Source organism: Maritimimonas sp. 2405UD52-3, assembly GCF_056591715.1.
Genome location: NZ_JBWQOL010000002.1, coordinates 505629 through 519935 on the forward strand (window position 1 = coordinate 505629; position 14307 = coordinate 519935).

Consider the following 14307-nt stretch of genomic DNA (forward strand, 5'->3'; position numbering starts at 1 on the left):
GATTTTTGAATTACGAATTATTTTTTTGCAGTAGAGCTCTCACTTTCTCAACGTCCGCCTGAGTATCAACCCCCAGAGTTTGAATATGTGTTATTTCTACTCTTATTTTTTTTCCATTCTCTAACCATCGGTTTTGCTCCAAAGACTCTGCTTTTTCTAATGAAGTTTGTTGCAGACTGGCAAATGCATTTAAGGCTCTGGGTTTAAAAGCATACATACCAATATGTTTATAAAATGTATGCTTTTTGGTCCAATCAGTTTTTTTTGCATCACGCAGAAAAGGAATAACCGAACGACTAAAATATAAAGCATTTTTCTGTTTATCAATAACAACAAATACACCCGTTTCTAGGTCTTCCCCTTCTTTTACGGGAATCACCAACGTCGCCATCGGAATCCTGCCATTATAAAAACAAGAAACTAATAATCGTATTTGCTCAGGGTCTAATAAAGGTTCATCACCCTGAATATTAACAACTACATCAAAGCTAACATCAGCCCTTTTCTTATAAACACGGTATGCTTCTAAACATCTATTTGTACCAGTATTATGATCTGGTGATGTCATCACAGCTTCACCGCCAAACTCTTGTACAGCTTGTACAATTCGTTTATCATCTGTAGCCACAACAACATGGTCCAATATTTTCTTTGCCTGTTCATACACATGTTGAATCATAGGTTTGCCATTTAAATCAATAAGAGGCTTACCTTCTAATCGTGTTGAACCGTAGCGGGCAGGGATGATTCCTAATACATTCATCAAGTCATTTTTATTAAGACAAATATCTACAAAAATCAATCAAATAAATAATAGATTGCTAGCTAGTTATATTTAAAAAACATTGTATCTTTGCGCCCACTTATCACGAGATGGTAAGATTTTTAATAACCGAGGTCGTGTACCTCAAATAATTAACAAAACAATGTCAGTAAAAATTAGACTACAAAGACACGGAAAAAAAGGAAAACCATTTTATTGGATCGTTGCTGCTGATGCACGTGTAAAAAGAGATGGTAAATTCTTAGAGAAGTTAGGTACTTATAATCCTAATACTAACCCTGCAACTATTGATTTAAATGTTGATGGTGCTGTTAAGTGGTTACAAAATGGAGCACAACCTACAGATACTGCCAGAGCAATTTTATCTTACAAAGGTGCTATGCTAAAAAAGCATTTAGCAGGTGGCGTTGCTAAAGGTGCTTTGACTGAAGAACAGGCTGAAGAAAAATTCCAAGCTTGGTTAGAAGAAAAAGCAGGTAAAATTACTTCAAAAGCTGATGGATTAGCTAAAGCTAAAGCTGACGCTAAAGCAAAAGCTTTAGAAGCCGAAAAAGAAGTAAATGAAGCACGTAAGGCTACTGCTGCACCTGTTGTAGAAGATGCCGCAGAAGAAGTTGCTAAAGATACTGAAACTTCTAACGAAGAGGAATAAAAAAATTTACTTTTTTATAATTTTGAAACCTGACTAATTAGTCAGGTTTTTTTATATCCGACTTATGCAAAAAAAAGATTGTTTCTTTTTAGGGAAAATTTCAAGAAAGCACAGCTTTAAGGGTGAATTAGTGATCTCATTAGATACCGATGAGCCCGAGTTATATTCAAATATGGACGCAGTTTTTGTTGACATGGGTAAAAGTTTGTTACCTTTTTTTATCGAAAAAAGTTTATTGCAAAAAGGGAATAAACTTCGTGTAAAATTTGAAGATGTAGATTCTGAAGGTGATGCTGAAGCACTCTTAAAACATGATGTATACCTACCATTAGATTTATTACCTAAACTAGAAGGTAATAAATTCTACTATCATGAAGTCATTGGGTTTACTGTGAAAGACACCAAGTATGGCTCTGTTGGTGAAATCGTTAGTATTAATGACAGTAGTGCACAGCCACTCTTTGAAGTCAAAAAAGGTGATATAGAATTATTGATACCCATGATTGATGATTTTATAAAAAAAGTAGATAGAGATAACAAGACGATTATAGTTGAAACTCCTGAGGGGCTTATAGATATGTATCTTTAGGTGTTAGGTGTTAGGTGTTAGGTGTTAGGTGTTAGGTGTTAGGTGTTAGGTGTTAGGTGAAAAATAAAAAATCTGCCAAGTTGGGGGCATTTCAGTACTAACTAAAAATAGATACCCGTCTTCGTAGGAATGACAAAAAATGAACAAGCCATTTAAATTCAAAGAGTTTACGGTTCTTCAAGATAAATGTGCTATGAAAATCGGTACTGATGGTGTGTTGTTAGGAGCCTGGACCTCTTTAAAAAACAACCCAGAATCAGTTTTAGACATTGGTACGGGCACTGGTGTTATTGCTTTACAATTGGCACAACGAAGTACTGTACCAACAGTTGATGCAGTAGAGATTGATGATAATGCTTATGAACAAGCGGTAGAGAATTTTGAAAATTCAGATTGGGGAGATCGCTTATTTTGTTATCATGCTTCTTTACAAGCGTTTGTAGAAGAAATAGATGATAGCTATGATTTAATTGTTAGCAATCCACCTTTTTACACTGATAAATTTAAAAGTAATAATAAGGCACGTAATAAAGCGCGATTTACATCTTCACTGTCGTTTGAAGATGTAATTGATTCTGTCAATAAATTATTATCCAAAGATGGAATTTTCGCTGTCATAATTCCGTTTAAGGAAGAAGAAAATTTTACAATGCTTGCGAAGCTAAGGAAGCTTTATCCTGTACGGATTTGTCATGTAAAAGGAACACCAAATTCGGAGGTTAAACGTAGTCTACTAGAGTTCTCTTTTAATAAAACAACCATTAAAAAAGAGGAATTAGTTATAGAAACAGCTAGACATCAATACACGCCAGAGTATATTAATTTAGTTCAAGATTTTTATTTGAAAATGTAACAATTAGGGTATTTTCTCGCCACGCGCGGTAACCCATAAGTTATACCAATCTTTTCTTGTCAATTCAATAGTAAGAGACTCAGCACAGGCTTTAATTCGATCAGGGTTTGTAGTGCCTATTACAGGTTCTATAGCTCCGGGGATTTTAAAAAGCCATGCCAGTGCAATTGCTTCTTTAGAAGTGTTATATTTTTCAGCTAAACTTTTTACCAATTTTCTGGTTTCATGATCCTCTTTAGAACTATCATTGGTAAATCTTCCTCCATCTAATGAGCTATATGCTTGAATAGAAATATTGTTTAATCGTGAAAATTCCAACAAACCTTCAACACCATTAAAACCAACATTATTAACCCTATCCACCAAAATACCTGTTTCTAAAAGCAAAGGGTGACCCAGACTCAGTTGTATTTGATTTGTAACCAATGGATCGTCACAATACTTCTGAATAAATTGAATTTGGTGTAATGACATATTACTTACACCAAATTCTTTAACTTTTCCAGCTCTTTTCAGTTTCCTAAACGCATCTGCAATCTCCTCAGGTTCCATTAGTGGATCTGGTCTATGCAATAAAAATGTGTCTAGATAATCTGTTTGCAATCTTTCAAGAATGATATCAACTTGTTGCAAAAGATACTCCTTACTTAGATCATAGATACTTGAGTCACCAAGCTCATGATGTCTTATTCCAGCTTTTGATTGTATAGTTATTTTATCTCGTAATGAAGGGTTGTTCTTTAAGATTTTTCCAAAAACTACTTCAGCCTTGCCCTTTGTATAGATATCTGCATGATCAAAAAGAGAAATTCCAACTTCCACAGCAGTTTCTATAGCGACTTCAGCCTTAGCTAAATCATTTTTGGTAATAGGGTTAGTATTCCAACTTCCTCCAAGCCCCATACAACCATATATTAATTGCTTTTTAGCCATTTACATTATTTGGGTTATATCCTAAATAAGGCACCTGTTTTTCTACAAAACGAATACCATGAGATTCTAACTCTTTTAAAATGGGCTCATATACTTCCTTGGTAATAGGAATTTGAACTCCTGGCGTAGTAATCTCCTTATTCAAAATCTTTAATGTCGCGATTGCAACCGGCAATCCAACAGTTTTTGCCATTGCAGTATAAGTTTGATCATCACCAATAACTACCAAACTACTATCAATTTGTTTCTGTTCACCTTTATACTCATATCCAAATTTGTGTTGCATCACAATCATGTCTTTATCATCTTCTTTCAGCGTCCAGCTATCCATCAATATTTTTTGAAGCATTTGTGCAGGAGTAGCATCTTTAATACCAATCTTCTTATCGGCATTAAAAATATCAAGTTCTAATAACTTTTCCCACATAATATCGTCTTGATCAATCTTAAGATATGAGCGCAACTTCAACTCTACCGAATCACTCGGGCTATAGGCCAAAAATAAATTAGTAAAATCGCGATAGCTCATATTTTCTGAGTTCTCAACAGTATAGGTATCATCGGTCATACCCAGTTGTACAAATACATTCCATGCCCTAGAAAATCCTATTTTTCTGACAGTACCCCTATACATTGTAGGAACAGTATCCAATCCATACACACTTCTATATTTCAGTGAATCTCTATTTGCATAGGCCTCAAATTTTCCTGCACCATTTATAGTTAAAAATTCGGTTCGTCTGAATAATTTATGATAGGGAATATATTTATACGTGCCTTCCTGAATGAATTTAGCTGCACCACCCTGTCCAGCTACAACCACATTTCTCGGGTTCCACGTGAATTTATAATTCCATAGATTATCATCGCTTTCTGGAGCTACTAGTCCTCCGGTAAATGATTCAAACAGTAATATCTTAGCACCATTATCCCTAATTTTATCTATGACTTGCATAGCACTCATATGATCTATGCCAGGATCAACACCTATTTCGTTCATAAAGACTAAGCCCTTAGCTTTGACTTCAGCATCTAAGGATTTCATTTCTTCAGACACATAGGATGCCGTAACTAAATTTTTACCAAATTCAATACAATCCTTTGCTACCTCCATATGAAATCTTGCCGGCAGCATTGAAATAACAATATCTGCATTTTCAACAGCAGCTTTTCTTGCTTTTTCATTAAAAATATCTAAGGCAATAGCTTCACCATTTTCATGTGAACCAATTCTATCTTGAGCTGTTTCTAAAGCAACATCGGCTACTACAACTTTTAATTGCTCACTATTAGATTTCTCAAGTAAATATTTAATTAAAGAAGATGAAGACCGACCGGCTCCAATGACTAGTATTTTTCTCATTAGATGCTAAAGATTTACACAGCGAATGTATAAAATAGCAATGGTAAAACGCAAAAAATTATCAGGTTTTATACAAACTTAAAATGGTTCTTGCATTTTCATAATCTGTATTCGCTACGTTTAATTTATAACCTTCAACTAAGGCAGTACCAATGATTGAATTTAAGTTTTCATCTATAATATAACTCTCAATACCTTTACTTGCTAATTTAGCCTTGGCTAAATGGATTTCATGAATGAACGTAGCAACAAAAACTGTTTTTAAACTCTTATCTTTATACATTAACAAACACTTTTTGTAAATATAAAATTTATCCATACAAGCAAAAAATCAACTTATAAAATTTTGAATGAAAAAATATTTAATTATAGCTTCCTTTTTGGGAGTAATCGCCATCCTTTTAGGTGCTTTTGGTGCACATGGTTTAAAAGATAAACTAACTCCAGAGTCTTTAAAGAGTTTTGAAACTGCAGTCGATTATCAGGTTTACCATGTCCTAGCCATTCTTTTTGTAAATAGTTTTCAAAGATTCTCAAATAAATCTAAGGCACTAATTAGTCAACTTTTCATAATAGGCATACTCTTATTTTCTGGATCTATTTATCTCATTACCACCGGAAATATACCCGCCAAAACTATTTGGTTTGTAACTCCAATTGGCGGTATAATTCTTATTTCAGGATGGTTATTACTGTTGTATTCAGTATACAAATTAAAAGAAGCCTAATTCTTAAAAACTTTATTTCAAACGTTTGAGTTATAAAATAATGTGTATTTTTGGTCCCTATTTACAGAACACAACCAAATGGAAAAAATTGCGAACACCGTAGATAGAACTTTAGAAAGCTACGGTATAAAAAATGCCAAAACAAATTGGAATCTATCTCCTGAAACTTTGGCGCAAATTACTGTTGAAAGAGAATTAGGAAAATTTGCAAATACTGGCGCTCTAGCTATTAATACTGGAGAATTTACTGGTAGATCACCTCAAGATCGTTTCATTGTAAAAGATAATATTACTAAAGATAAAATTTGGTGGGGTGATATTAATATCCCTTTTGATACTGATGCTTTTGAAAAATTGTACAATAAGGTTACTAATTACTTATCAAACAAAGAGCTTTATGTTCGCGATGCTTATGCTTGTGCAGATGAGAATTATCGTTTAAATATTCGTGTTATCAATGAGCTACCATGGTCCAATATGTTTGCTTATAATATGTTCTTAAGGCCTACTGAAGAAGAACTTGAGAATTTTGAACCAGAATGGACTATTGTAAATGCGCCAACCTTTATGGCAGATGCTTCAATTGATGGAACACGCCAGCATAATTTTGCGATTTTAGATTTCACGCGAAAAATAGCTTTGATAGGCGGTACAGGATATACTGGTGAGATGAAAAAAGGCATTTTTTCAGCCCTGAACTTTATTTTACCAGTATTTAAAAATACTTTACCGATGCATTGCTCTGCCAATGTGGGAGAAAATGGTGAAACGGCCATCTTTTTTGGATTGTCGGGAACCGGAAAAACAACATTATCTGCAGACCCTAATAGAAAATTAATTGGTGACGATGAACATGGCTGGACAAGTGAAAATACTATTTTTAATTTTGAAGGAGGGTGCTATGCAAAAGTGATTAATCTTTCACAGGAAAATGAACCAGATATTTATAATGCAATTAAATCTGGTGCCCTATTAGAAAACATAATTTTCAAAGAAGGAACCAATGAGGTTGATTTTGCTGATACATCTATTACACAGAATACGAGAGTTAGTTACCCTATTCACCATATACAAAATATACAAACACCTTCATTTGCTGGTAATCCGAAGAACATCTTTTTCTTAACGGCGGATGCTTTTGGAGTACTGCCACCTATTTCTAAGTTATTACCCAATCAGGCAGCCTATCATTTTATTTCTGGATATACGGCTAAAGTTGCAGGTACAGAGGCTGGAGTTAATGAACCCTTACCTTCTTTTTCAGCCTGCTTTGGCGCTCCTTTTATGCCATTGCACCCTGCAGTATACGCTGAAATGCTAGGTAAAAAAATGAAAGAAGCTGGTGTGAATGTTTGGCTTGTAAATACCGGTTGGTCAGGTGGACCCTATGGCATTGGTAAGCGTATTAAACTGAAATACACACGCGCTATGATTAATGCTGCGTTAAACGGTGATCTTGGTGAATACTCCTATGAAAAATATCACTTGCATTCTGTATTTGGAGTAGCGCAACCAAGAGAATGTCCAGGCGTTCCAACGCAAGTATTAAGCCCTAGAGCTACATGGAACAATGATGAAGCTTATTATAAAATGGCTTTCAAATTGTCGAATGCATTTAGAAAGAACTTTGATAAGTTTGAATCGTTTACCAATGAGGAAATTCGTCGCGGCGGACCACAACGGTTTGCATTTTAATTATTGACAAAAGCTGGTGATACAACGGTACCTCCGGGTCCATACACTCTAAAAGGCCCCAGGCTCATGCGATATTTTCTCTGGGCAAATTGAAAATACCAGAAAAGTTTATAGTTTACATCTAAACCATAATCTACATGTGGCTGATAGTCTATAATGTTCTCATAAATCAACGGATTGAATTGAGAAGGATTCCGCGCTCTCATATTCCAGTTAGTAACATAAATCTGGTTACGGTTTTCAAGAAAACTTTGTGAATAGTAAGATTTTGGAAGCGCCACACTATTTAAGTATGTATAAAAACCAGGGTCGATAATTATAACCTCATACTCTAAACTATCATTAGCTACTCTTACTGGAGTTTCATCTTGTGAATTTTCACCTGATGCCACAGTTTTATTCTGAGTACCACAGCTAAAAATTAAAAAACTTATTACTGTTAAAATGTATACTATGTTTTTCATTTTATAAATTTTTTGTTACATCAAAATTACCAAACTCAACCGCCTAAAATCAAACATGATTGAGTAATAGTTCCTAAATACATGGTGAAACATACTTTTTACTTACTAAAACTCAAATTTTAGCTGTACATTCATCACTGGTTCTTTCTTTTTTGTTTGGGTATTTAGATTTGTAACAGAAATACCCAACAATCGTACCGAATTTTTCACTTTTTCCTGATAAAGCAATTCTTTTACAGTTTCTAATAAAAGACTTTTATCTGTAATAAAATATGGTAGTGTCTTACTACGTGTCTGCAATGTAAAATCACTATATTTTATCTTTAAAGTTACTGTTTTTCCTGCTACTTCAGATTTTTTTAACCTTTTTTCTAATTCATCAGCTATTTTTTCAAGCTTTTCAAGCATATAGATCTCTGAAGTCAGGTTTTCCATAAAAGTACGCTCGGCTGCAATAGACTTTCTAATCCTATCTGTTTTAACTTGACTTCTATGAATACCTCTTACAATATTATAATAGTACCCTCCTGATTTTTTAAAGTGCTTAGTTAAAAATTCTAATGACTTTTCCTTAAGGTCACTTCCTTTAAATATTCCTAGATTATACATCTTTGCTGCTGTTACTTTACCAATACCATAAAACTTAGCGATGTCTAATTCCTCTAAAAAAGAAATAACTTCTTCAGGTGGAATGGTTTTTTGCCCATTAGGCTTATTGATATCTGAAGCTACCTTAGCCACAAACTTATTAATAGAGATTCCTGCTGACGCCCTTAAGCCCGTTTTTTCATAAATAGCATTGCGAATTTCTGTTGCTAATAGAGTGGCCGAAAGATGTCCTTTTTTGTTTTCAGTAACATCTAAATAAGCCTCATCTAACGAAAGTGGTTCTACTAGTTCAGTATATTCATAAAATATACTTCGTATTTCTTTAGAAATTTCTGAATAACGTTTAAAATTTGGACGTACAAAAATAAGGTGTGGGCATTTTTTTCTTGCTAAGACACCACTCATTGCAGAGCGTACACCAAACTTCCTGGCTTCATAACTTGCTGCTGATACCACGCCTCGCTCTCCTCCTCCACCTACCGCTATTGCTTTACCTTGAAGTTCAGGGTTATCCAGCTGTTCTACAGAAGCATAAAATGCATCCATATCTACATGAATGATCTTTCGGTATGGTGGCTGTAAGTCCATACTCAAAAATATGAAAAGCTCATCTTAATCTTCAAGATATTGAGAAACAAAAAAGCACACCTAAAAGGTGTGCTCTCTATAGTTTCATTAGCGTTTTTGATCTAAATAACCCCTTGCGCTAACATTGCATCTGCTACTTTTACAAAGCCAGCAATATTTGCTCCAGTAATATAATCAACAGAACCATCTTCTTTAGTTCCATATTTTACGCATGATTCATGAATGTCTGACATGATCTGTTTCAGTTTATCATCAACTTCCTTTCTACTCCAACTTAAGCGAAGCGAGTTCTGACTCATTTCCAATCCGGAAGTAGCTACCCCTCCTGCATTTGACGCCTTACCTGGTGCAAACAAAATATTTGCTTTTTGAAATTCATGAATAGCCTCTGGCGTAGAAGGCATATTAGCCCCTTCAGCTACACAAATACATCCGTTTTCAACTAATACCTTTGCGGCATCTCCGTCTAATTCATTCTGCGTTGCACATGGTAATGCAATATCGCATTTAACGCCCCAAGGCTTTTCTCCTTTAAAGAAAGTAGCAGACGAATATTTTCCTGCATATTCATGAATACGTCCTCGCTTTACATTCTTTAACTCCATTATAAATGCCAATTTTTCTGCATCTATACCATCGGCATCGTGAATGTAACCAGAAGAGTCAGACATCGTAACTACTTTTCCACCTAATTGTGTGGCTTTCTCACAAGCATATTGTGCCACATTTCCAGAACCAGAAACCACAACCGTTTTTCCATCAAATGAATCACCCTTCGTTTCTAACATATTTTGCGCGAAGTACACATCTCCATAACCAGTTGCTTCTGGACGAATTAATGAACCTCCCCAAGTAGCACCTTTACCTGTTAATACACCGGTAAAAGTGTTGTTTAATTTTTTATACATACCAAACATAAACCCAATTTCTCGGGCACCCACACCTATATCACCTGCAGGCACATCTGTATTGTGACCTATATGCCTAAATAATTCAGTCATAAAGGCATGACAAAAACGCATAATTTCATTATCCGATTTCCCTTTTGGGTCAAAATCTGAACCTCCTTTACCACCACCCATAGGAAGTGTAGTCAACGAATTCTTAAACACCTGCTCAAAAGCCAAGAACTTAAGAATACTTGCATTAACTGTAGGGTGAAAACGTAAACCGCCTTTGTATGGGCCAATTGCTGAATTCATTTGAACTCTGTATCCTCTGTTTACTTGAATTTCTCCACTATCATCAACCCAACTTACACGAAATGAAATCAAGCGTTCAGGTTCAACCATGCGCAGTAAAATGTTTTTACCGTGATAGATATCATTCTTAACAATATAAGGTATTACCGTTTCGGCTACCTCTTGTACTGCTTGTAAAAATTCTGGTTCATGGCCGTTACGCTTTTTAACTAGATCCATGAAAGCATTAATTTTCGATTCCATAAATTGTTATGATTTTTTATAGTGATTTTTAACAAATATTCAATGCAAATGTAGGTAAATTACCATTATAACAATTTAAAAAAATAGTTTATTTAGCTTTGAAATAATGTGAATCGAAAACGTTTGAATTAAGGCAGCTTATGATTCTTGTTTTCCTACTAGTTTCTGGGCTATTTTCTGATGAAAAAGATGTAAATTTGCCGCTTACTATTTTGATTTTGCATGCTAGATAAAGTAAAGGAACTGATTGGCGAAGTAGAAACATTTAAAGTTTCCAATGCTGAAGAAATTGAAAATTTCAGAATTAAATTTTTAGGCTCTAAAGGGATCTTAAAAGGATTGTTTGCCGAGTTTAAAAATGTTTCTAATGATCAGAAAAAGGAATTTGGCCAAACCATCAATCATCTAAAGAAAGCTGCTGAAGAAAAAGTTGAAGCTTTAAAGGAATTGCTTGAAAGTCAAGTTGAAGAAAAAGGTGTATACGGAGACCTTACTAGACCTGCTGAACCTATTGAGCTTGGAGCAAGACACCCTATTTCTATTGTAAAAAATCAAATTATCGATGTGTTTTCACGGATTGGATTTACTGTTTCTGAAGGTCCAGAAATTGAAGATGACTGGCATAACTTTACAGCTTTAAACTTGCCGGAATATCATCCGGCAAGGGATATGCAGGATACTTTTTTTATTGAAAAAGACCCTGATATTTTATTACGTACACATACCTCATCAGTGCAGGTGCGTTATATGGAAAATAACACCCCGCCAATTCGCACTATTTCTCCCGGGCGTGTTTTTAGAAATGAAGATATTTCGGCTAGATCTCATTGTATATTCCATCAAGTGGAAGGTCTTTATATAGACACTGATGTTTCTTTTGCCGATTTAAAACAGACACTTTTATATTTTACAAAAGAGATGTTTGGCAAATCTAAAATTAGATTGCGCCCTTCGTATTTTCCGTTTACAGAACCGAGTGCTGAAGTGGATATTTATTGGGGATTAAAAACGGAAACAGATTACCGAATCACTAAGGGCACCGGCTGGTTAGAGATTATGGGATGCGGTATGGTAGACCCCAATGTGCTTCAAAACTGCAAAATAGACCCTGAGAAATATAGTGGATTTGCTTTTGGTATGGGTATAGAACGAATTGCTATGCTGCTATATCAAATACCAGATATCAGAATGCTATTTGAAAATGATATTCGCTTCTTGAGCCAGTTTAAATCCGCCCTTTAAATGGCATTACGAAAGCATCTTAAAAAGCAAGGTTATCATAGTGTTAAGCTTAAGAAAACAAAGACCAACCACTTTGAGGTAAAAGCAAAAATTAATGGTGTAAAAGGCAGTTTTATCATAGATACCGGGGCATCAAATTCTTGTGTTGGTTTTGAAGAAATTGAAAAATTTCACCTTGAAACTGAAGAATCAGATCATAAAGCCGCAGGAGCAGGTACCACTGAAATTGAAACTCAATTATCTACGCACAATAAACTGGAAATTGGCGATTATAAGCTCAAAAAAGTAAACCTTATTTTGCTAGACTTAGCTCATATTAATAGCGCACTGGTAAAACAAAAAGCAAAACCGGTAAACGGGATCATTGGTGCTGACATCCTTGAAAAAGGAAAAGCTATTATTGATTATAATAAAAAACGAATTTACCTCTACAAATGAGCCAATCAGCTGACAATCGGTATAAACTACGAGGCGTATCTGCTGCTAAAGAAGATGTGCATAATGCCATCAAGAACATAGATAAAGGTCTTTTTCCGAAAGCTTTTTGCAAGATTATTCCTGACTACTTAACAGGAAGTGAAGAGCACTGCATTATCATGCACGCTGATGGTGCCGGCACAAAATCTTCACTAGCTTATATGTACTGGAAAGAGACTGGAGATTTATCTGTTTGGAAAGGTATTGCTCAGGATGCCTTGATTATGAATATAGATGATTTGTTATGCGTTGGGGCTACCGACAATATTTTACTTTCCTCTACCATTGGTAGAAACAAAAATTTGATTCCGGGTGAAGTACTTTCTGCTATTATTAATGGAACAGAAGAATTGCTAACCGATCTTAAAAGATTTGGAGTAACTATTCATTCTACAGGAGGTGAAACTGCTGATGTAGGTGATTTGGTACGCACGATTATTGTGGACTCTACAGTAACAGCTAGAATGAAACGTAGTGACGTTATAGATAATGCCAATATTCAAGCTGGCGATGTCATTATTGGCTTGGCTTCCTTTGGACAAGCTACATATGAAAGTGAATACAATGGTGGCATGGGTAGCAATGGTTTAACTTCTGCACGTCATGATGTTTTTCATAAATATCTAGCTTCAAAATATCCAGAAAGTTTTGATGCTGCTGTTCCAGAAGATTTAGTATACTCCGGAAATATAAAGCTGACCGAAGATATTGAAGACTCACCCATAGATGCAGGTAAATTGGTACTCTCTCCTACCCGAACATATGCACCTATCATTAAAGAGATTTTATCAAAATATTCTTCCAAAGAAATTCATGGTATGATACATTGCAGTGGCGGAGCTCAAACCAAAATCTTACATTTTATTGACAAGCTGCATGTCATTAAGGACAACCTATTTGAAATGCCTCCTTTGTTCAAACTCATTCAAGAGCAGTCAAATACAGATTGGCGAGAAATGTACCAGGTATTCAATTGTGGCCATAGAATGGAACTTTACGTGTCTAAAGAAATAGCTGATGACATTATAGCTATCTCGAAAAGCTTTGATGTGGATGCGCAAATAGTTGGGAGCGTAGCATCTGCATCAAACAAAAAACTCACTATTAAAAGTGAGTTTGGAGAGTTTGTGTATTCATAGGAAGAATTCAGTTACAAAATCTCTTTCAGCTTCATATACTGCAACAACATAATTGTTTTACCATCTTTAATTTCTCCAGTTTCAATCATCTGTATGGCATCATCTATATGATATTCTAGTACTTCTATTTCTTCTTGCTCTTCCTCAAGACCACCTCCTAATGTTCTTTTCATAGAAGCATCATATTCAGCAATAAAAAAATAAATCAACTCAGTAACTGAACCTGGAGACATATACACTTCAAAAACTTTTTCTACTGAACTTAAATGAAAACCGGTCTCCTCTTCTGTCTCTTTTTTGATACATTCTTCAGGATTTTGATCATCTAGCAAACCGGCACAGGTTTCTATCAACATTCCTGTTTCGTTACCGTTAATATAAGTTGGTGCTCTAAATTGTCTGGTTAAAATAACCGTTTTCTTTTCTTTGTTATACAATAAAATAGTAGCTCCATTACCCCTGTCATAAGCTTCACGCTCTTGAGCTTCCCAAGTTCCGTCTTTTTTTAAATAATCAAAATACAATTTGCGAAGTGTATACCAATTGTTAGATAAGATTTCTTCTCGTAAGTTCTTGACCTTATTATTCATAGATGTTTTTAAAGCGAAGTAAAGAAATATTTTAAAACTAGCTATTCTATAAACAAGCATACCAGGTATTTTACTTATTTTTTGACTTTTAAGCAAAAAATCAATATTTCTTATACTAGATTCCTGCCTTCGCAGGAATGACAGATTTAATGGAAA

The 14307-nt window shown here is 34.9% G+C and carries 16 protein-coding genes; 8 read left to right on the plus strand and 8 right to left on the minus strand.

Annotated elements, in window-relative coordinates; genetic code table 11:
* Positions 1 to 10 precede the first annotated feature (10 nt).
* Positions 11 to 763 (minus strand): 3-deoxy-manno-octulosonate cytidylyltransferase, encoded by a 753-nt coding sequence (kdsB, locus tag AC1EU5_RS06555; RefSeq protein WP_480191570.1) that lies wholly within the window; start codon positions 761 to 763, stop codon positions 11 to 13.
* Between the two features lie 163 nt (positions 764 to 926).
* Here kdsB and AC1EU5_RS06560 point away from each other — a divergent pair, with 163 nt between their 5' ends.
* From AC1EU5_RS06560 to AC1EU5_RS06570, 3 genes are all read left to right on the plus strand, one after another.
* Entirely contained in the window at positions 927 to 1436 is a 510-nt protein-coding gene (locus AC1EU5_RS06560) for a 30S ribosomal protein S16 (protein ID WP_480191571.1), read from the plus strand.
* Between the two features lie 64 nt (positions 1437 to 1500).
* A complete protein-coding gene (gene rimM / locus AC1EU5_RS06565; protein ID WP_480191572.1) occupies positions 1501 to 2025 on the plus strand; it encodes a ribosome maturation factor RimM in 525 nt (174 codons plus the stop codon).
* A gap of 139 nt (positions 2026 to 2164) precedes the next feature.
* Entirely contained in the window at positions 2165 to 2878 is a 714-nt protein-coding gene (locus AC1EU5_RS06570; RefSeq protein ID WP_480191573.1) for a tRNA1(Val) (adenine(37)-N6)-methyltransferase, read from the plus strand.
* A gap of 3 nt (positions 2879 to 2881) precedes the next feature.
* On the opposite strand, the gene AC1EU5_RS06575 is transcribed toward AC1EU5_RS06570, so the two are convergent.
* The 3 genes from AC1EU5_RS06575 to AC1EU5_RS06585 all read right to left on the minus strand — a co-directional run bounded on the left by AC1EU5_RS06575 (position 2882) and on the right by AC1EU5_RS06585 (position 5457).
* Positions 2882 to 3811 carry an aldo/keto reductase gene (locus AC1EU5_RS06575; RefSeq protein WP_480191574.1) on the minus strand — a complete coding sequence of 310 codons (930 nt, stop codon included), beginning with the start codon at positions 3809 to 3811 and terminating at the stop codon, positions 2882 to 2884.
* Positions 3804 to 5174: a saccharopine dehydrogenase family protein gene (locus AC1EU5_RS06580; RefSeq protein WP_480191575.1), complete on the minus strand. Its 1371-nt coding sequence runs from the start codon at positions 5172 to 5174 to the stop codon at positions 3804 to 3806. Before AC1EU5_RS06580 ends, AC1EU5_RS06575 begins: the two co-directional genes overlap by 8 nt.
* Positions 5175 to 5235: 61 nt before the next feature.
* Complete coding sequence (locus AC1EU5_RS06585) at positions 5236 to 5457, minus strand: putative signal transducing protein (RefSeq protein ID WP_480191576.1); 222 nt, start codon at positions 5455 to 5457, stop codon at positions 5236 to 5238.
* A 67-nt stretch (positions 5458 to 5524) separates the two neighbouring features.
* Here AC1EU5_RS06585 and AC1EU5_RS06590 point away from each other — a divergent pair, with 67 nt between their 5' ends.
* Positions 5525 to 5902 (plus strand): DUF423 domain-containing protein, encoded by a 378-nt coding sequence (locus AC1EU5_RS06590; RefSeq protein ID WP_480191577.1) that lies wholly within the window; start codon positions 5525 to 5527, stop codon positions 5900 to 5902.
* A 78-nt stretch (positions 5903 to 5980) separates the two neighbouring features.
* Complete coding sequence (gene pckA, locus AC1EU5_RS06595; protein ID WP_480191578.1) at positions 5981 to 7597, plus strand: phosphoenolpyruvate carboxykinase (ATP); 1617 nt, start codon at positions 5981 to 5983, stop codon at positions 7595 to 7597.
* Here pckA and AC1EU5_RS06600 read toward each other — a convergent pair.
* From AC1EU5_RS06600 to gdhA, 3 genes are all read right to left on the minus strand, one after another.
* A complete protein-coding gene (locus AC1EU5_RS06600) occupies positions 7594 to 8061 on the minus strand; it encodes a DUF6146 family protein (protein WP_480191579.1) in 468 nt (155 codons plus the stop codon). The two genes, pckA and AC1EU5_RS06600, sit on opposite strands and share 4 nt — an antisense overlap.
* A gap of 105 nt (positions 8062 to 8166) precedes the next feature.
* Complete coding sequence (dinB, locus tag AC1EU5_RS06605) at positions 8167 to 9258, minus strand: DNA polymerase IV (RefSeq protein WP_480191580.1); 1092 nt, start codon at positions 9256 to 9258, stop codon at positions 8167 to 8169.
* A 101-nt stretch (positions 9259 to 9359) separates the two neighbouring features.
* Positions 9360 to 10703: an NADP-specific glutamate dehydrogenase gene (gdhA, locus tag AC1EU5_RS06610; protein WP_480191581.1), complete on the minus strand. Its 1344-nt coding sequence runs from the start codon at positions 10701 to 10703 to the stop codon at positions 9360 to 9362.
* Positions 10704 to 10925: 222 nt separating this feature from the next.
* On the opposite strand from gdhA, the gene pheS reads away from it, so the two are divergent.
* Genes pheS through AC1EU5_RS06625 form a run of 3 tightly spaced genes read left to right on the plus strand, consistent with a single transcriptional unit; the run spans position 10926 to position 13561 of the window.
* Positions 10926 to 11945: a phenylalanine--tRNA ligase subunit alpha gene (gene pheS, locus AC1EU5_RS06615; protein WP_480191582.1), complete on the plus strand. Its 1020-nt coding sequence runs from the start codon at positions 10926 to 10928 to the stop codon at positions 11943 to 11945.
* A complete protein-coding gene (locus AC1EU5_RS06620) occupies positions 11946 to 12383 on the plus strand; it encodes a retropepsin-like aspartic protease (protein WP_480191583.1) in 438 nt (145 codons plus the stop codon).
* The gene (locus AC1EU5_RS06625; protein ID WP_480191584.1) at positions 12380 to 13561 is read left to right on the plus strand and encodes an AIR synthase related protein; all 1182 of its coding nucleotides are present in this window, start codon (positions 12380 to 12382) and stop codon (positions 13559 to 13561) included. Before AC1EU5_RS06620 ends, AC1EU5_RS06625 begins: the two co-directional genes overlap by 4 nt.
* An 11-nt stretch (positions 13562 to 13572) precedes the next feature.
* Here the strand turns inward: AC1EU5_RS06625 and nudK are convergent, their stop codons facing one another.
* Positions 13573 to 14151, minus strand: coding sequence for a GDP-mannose pyrophosphatase NudK (gene nudK / locus AC1EU5_RS06630; protein ID WP_480191585.1), 579 nt, complete (start codon positions 14149 to 14151; stop codon positions 13573 to 13575).
* Positions 14152 to 14307 lie beyond the last annotated feature (156 nt).

Bases quoted from the DNA above. Each gene is read 5' to 3' on its own strand.
- kdsB (WP_480191570.1), bottom strand. From the start codon at position 763: ATGAATGTATTAGGAATCATCCCTGCCCGCTACGGTTCAACACGATTA.
- AC1EU5_RS06560 (WP_480191571.1), top strand. From the start codon at position 927: ATGTCAGTAAAAATTAGACTACAAAGACACGGAAAAAAAGGAAAACCA.
- rimM (WP_480191572.1), top strand. From the start codon at position 1,501: ATGCAAAAAAAAGATTGTTTCTTTTTAGGGAAAATTTCAAGAAAGCAC.
- AC1EU5_RS06570 (WP_480191573.1), top strand. From the start codon at position 2,165: ATGAACAAGCCATTTAAATTCAAAGAGTTTACGGTTCTTCAAGATAAA.
- AC1EU5_RS06575 (WP_480191574.1), bottom strand. From the start codon at position 3,811: ATGGCTAAAAAGCAATTAATATATGGTTGTATGGGGCTTGGAGGAAGT.
- AC1EU5_RS06580 (WP_480191575.1), bottom strand. From the start codon at position 5,174: ATGAGAAAAATACTAGTCATTGGAGCCGGTCGGTCTTCATCTTCTTTA.
- AC1EU5_RS06585 (WP_480191576.1), bottom strand. From the start codon at position 5,457: ATGTATAAAGATAAGAGTTTAAAAACAGTTTTTGTTGCTACGTTCATT.
- AC1EU5_RS06590 (WP_480191577.1), top strand. From the start codon at position 5,525: ATGAAAAAATATTTAATTATAGCTTCCTTTTTGGGAGTAATCGCCATC.
- pckA (WP_480191578.1), top strand. From the start codon at position 5,981: ATGGAAAAAATTGCGAACACCGTAGATAGAACTTTAGAAAGCTACGGT.
- AC1EU5_RS06600 (WP_480191579.1), bottom strand. From the start codon at position 8,061: ATGAAAAACATAGTATACATTTTAACAGTAATAAGTTTTTTAATTTTT.
- dinB (WP_480191580.1), bottom strand. From the start codon at position 9,258: ATGGACTTACAGCCACCATACCGAAAGATCATTCATGTAGATATGGAT.
- gdhA (WP_480191581.1), bottom strand. From the start codon at position 10,703: ATGGAATCGAAAATTAATGCTTTCATGGATCTAGTTAAAAAGCGTAAC.
- pheS (WP_480191582.1), top strand. From the start codon at position 10,926: ATGCTAGATAAAGTAAAGGAACTGATTGGCGAAGTAGAAACATTTAAA.
- AC1EU5_RS06620 (WP_480191583.1), top strand. From the start codon at position 11,946: ATGGCATTACGAAAGCATCTTAAAAAGCAAGGTTATCATAGTGTTAAG.
- AC1EU5_RS06625 (WP_480191584.1), top strand. From the start codon at position 12,380: ATGAGCCAATCAGCTGACAATCGGTATAAACTACGAGGCGTATCTGCT.
- nudK (WP_480191585.1), bottom strand. From the start codon at position 14,151: ATGAATAATAAGGTCAAGAACTTACGAGAAGAAATCTTATCTAACAAT.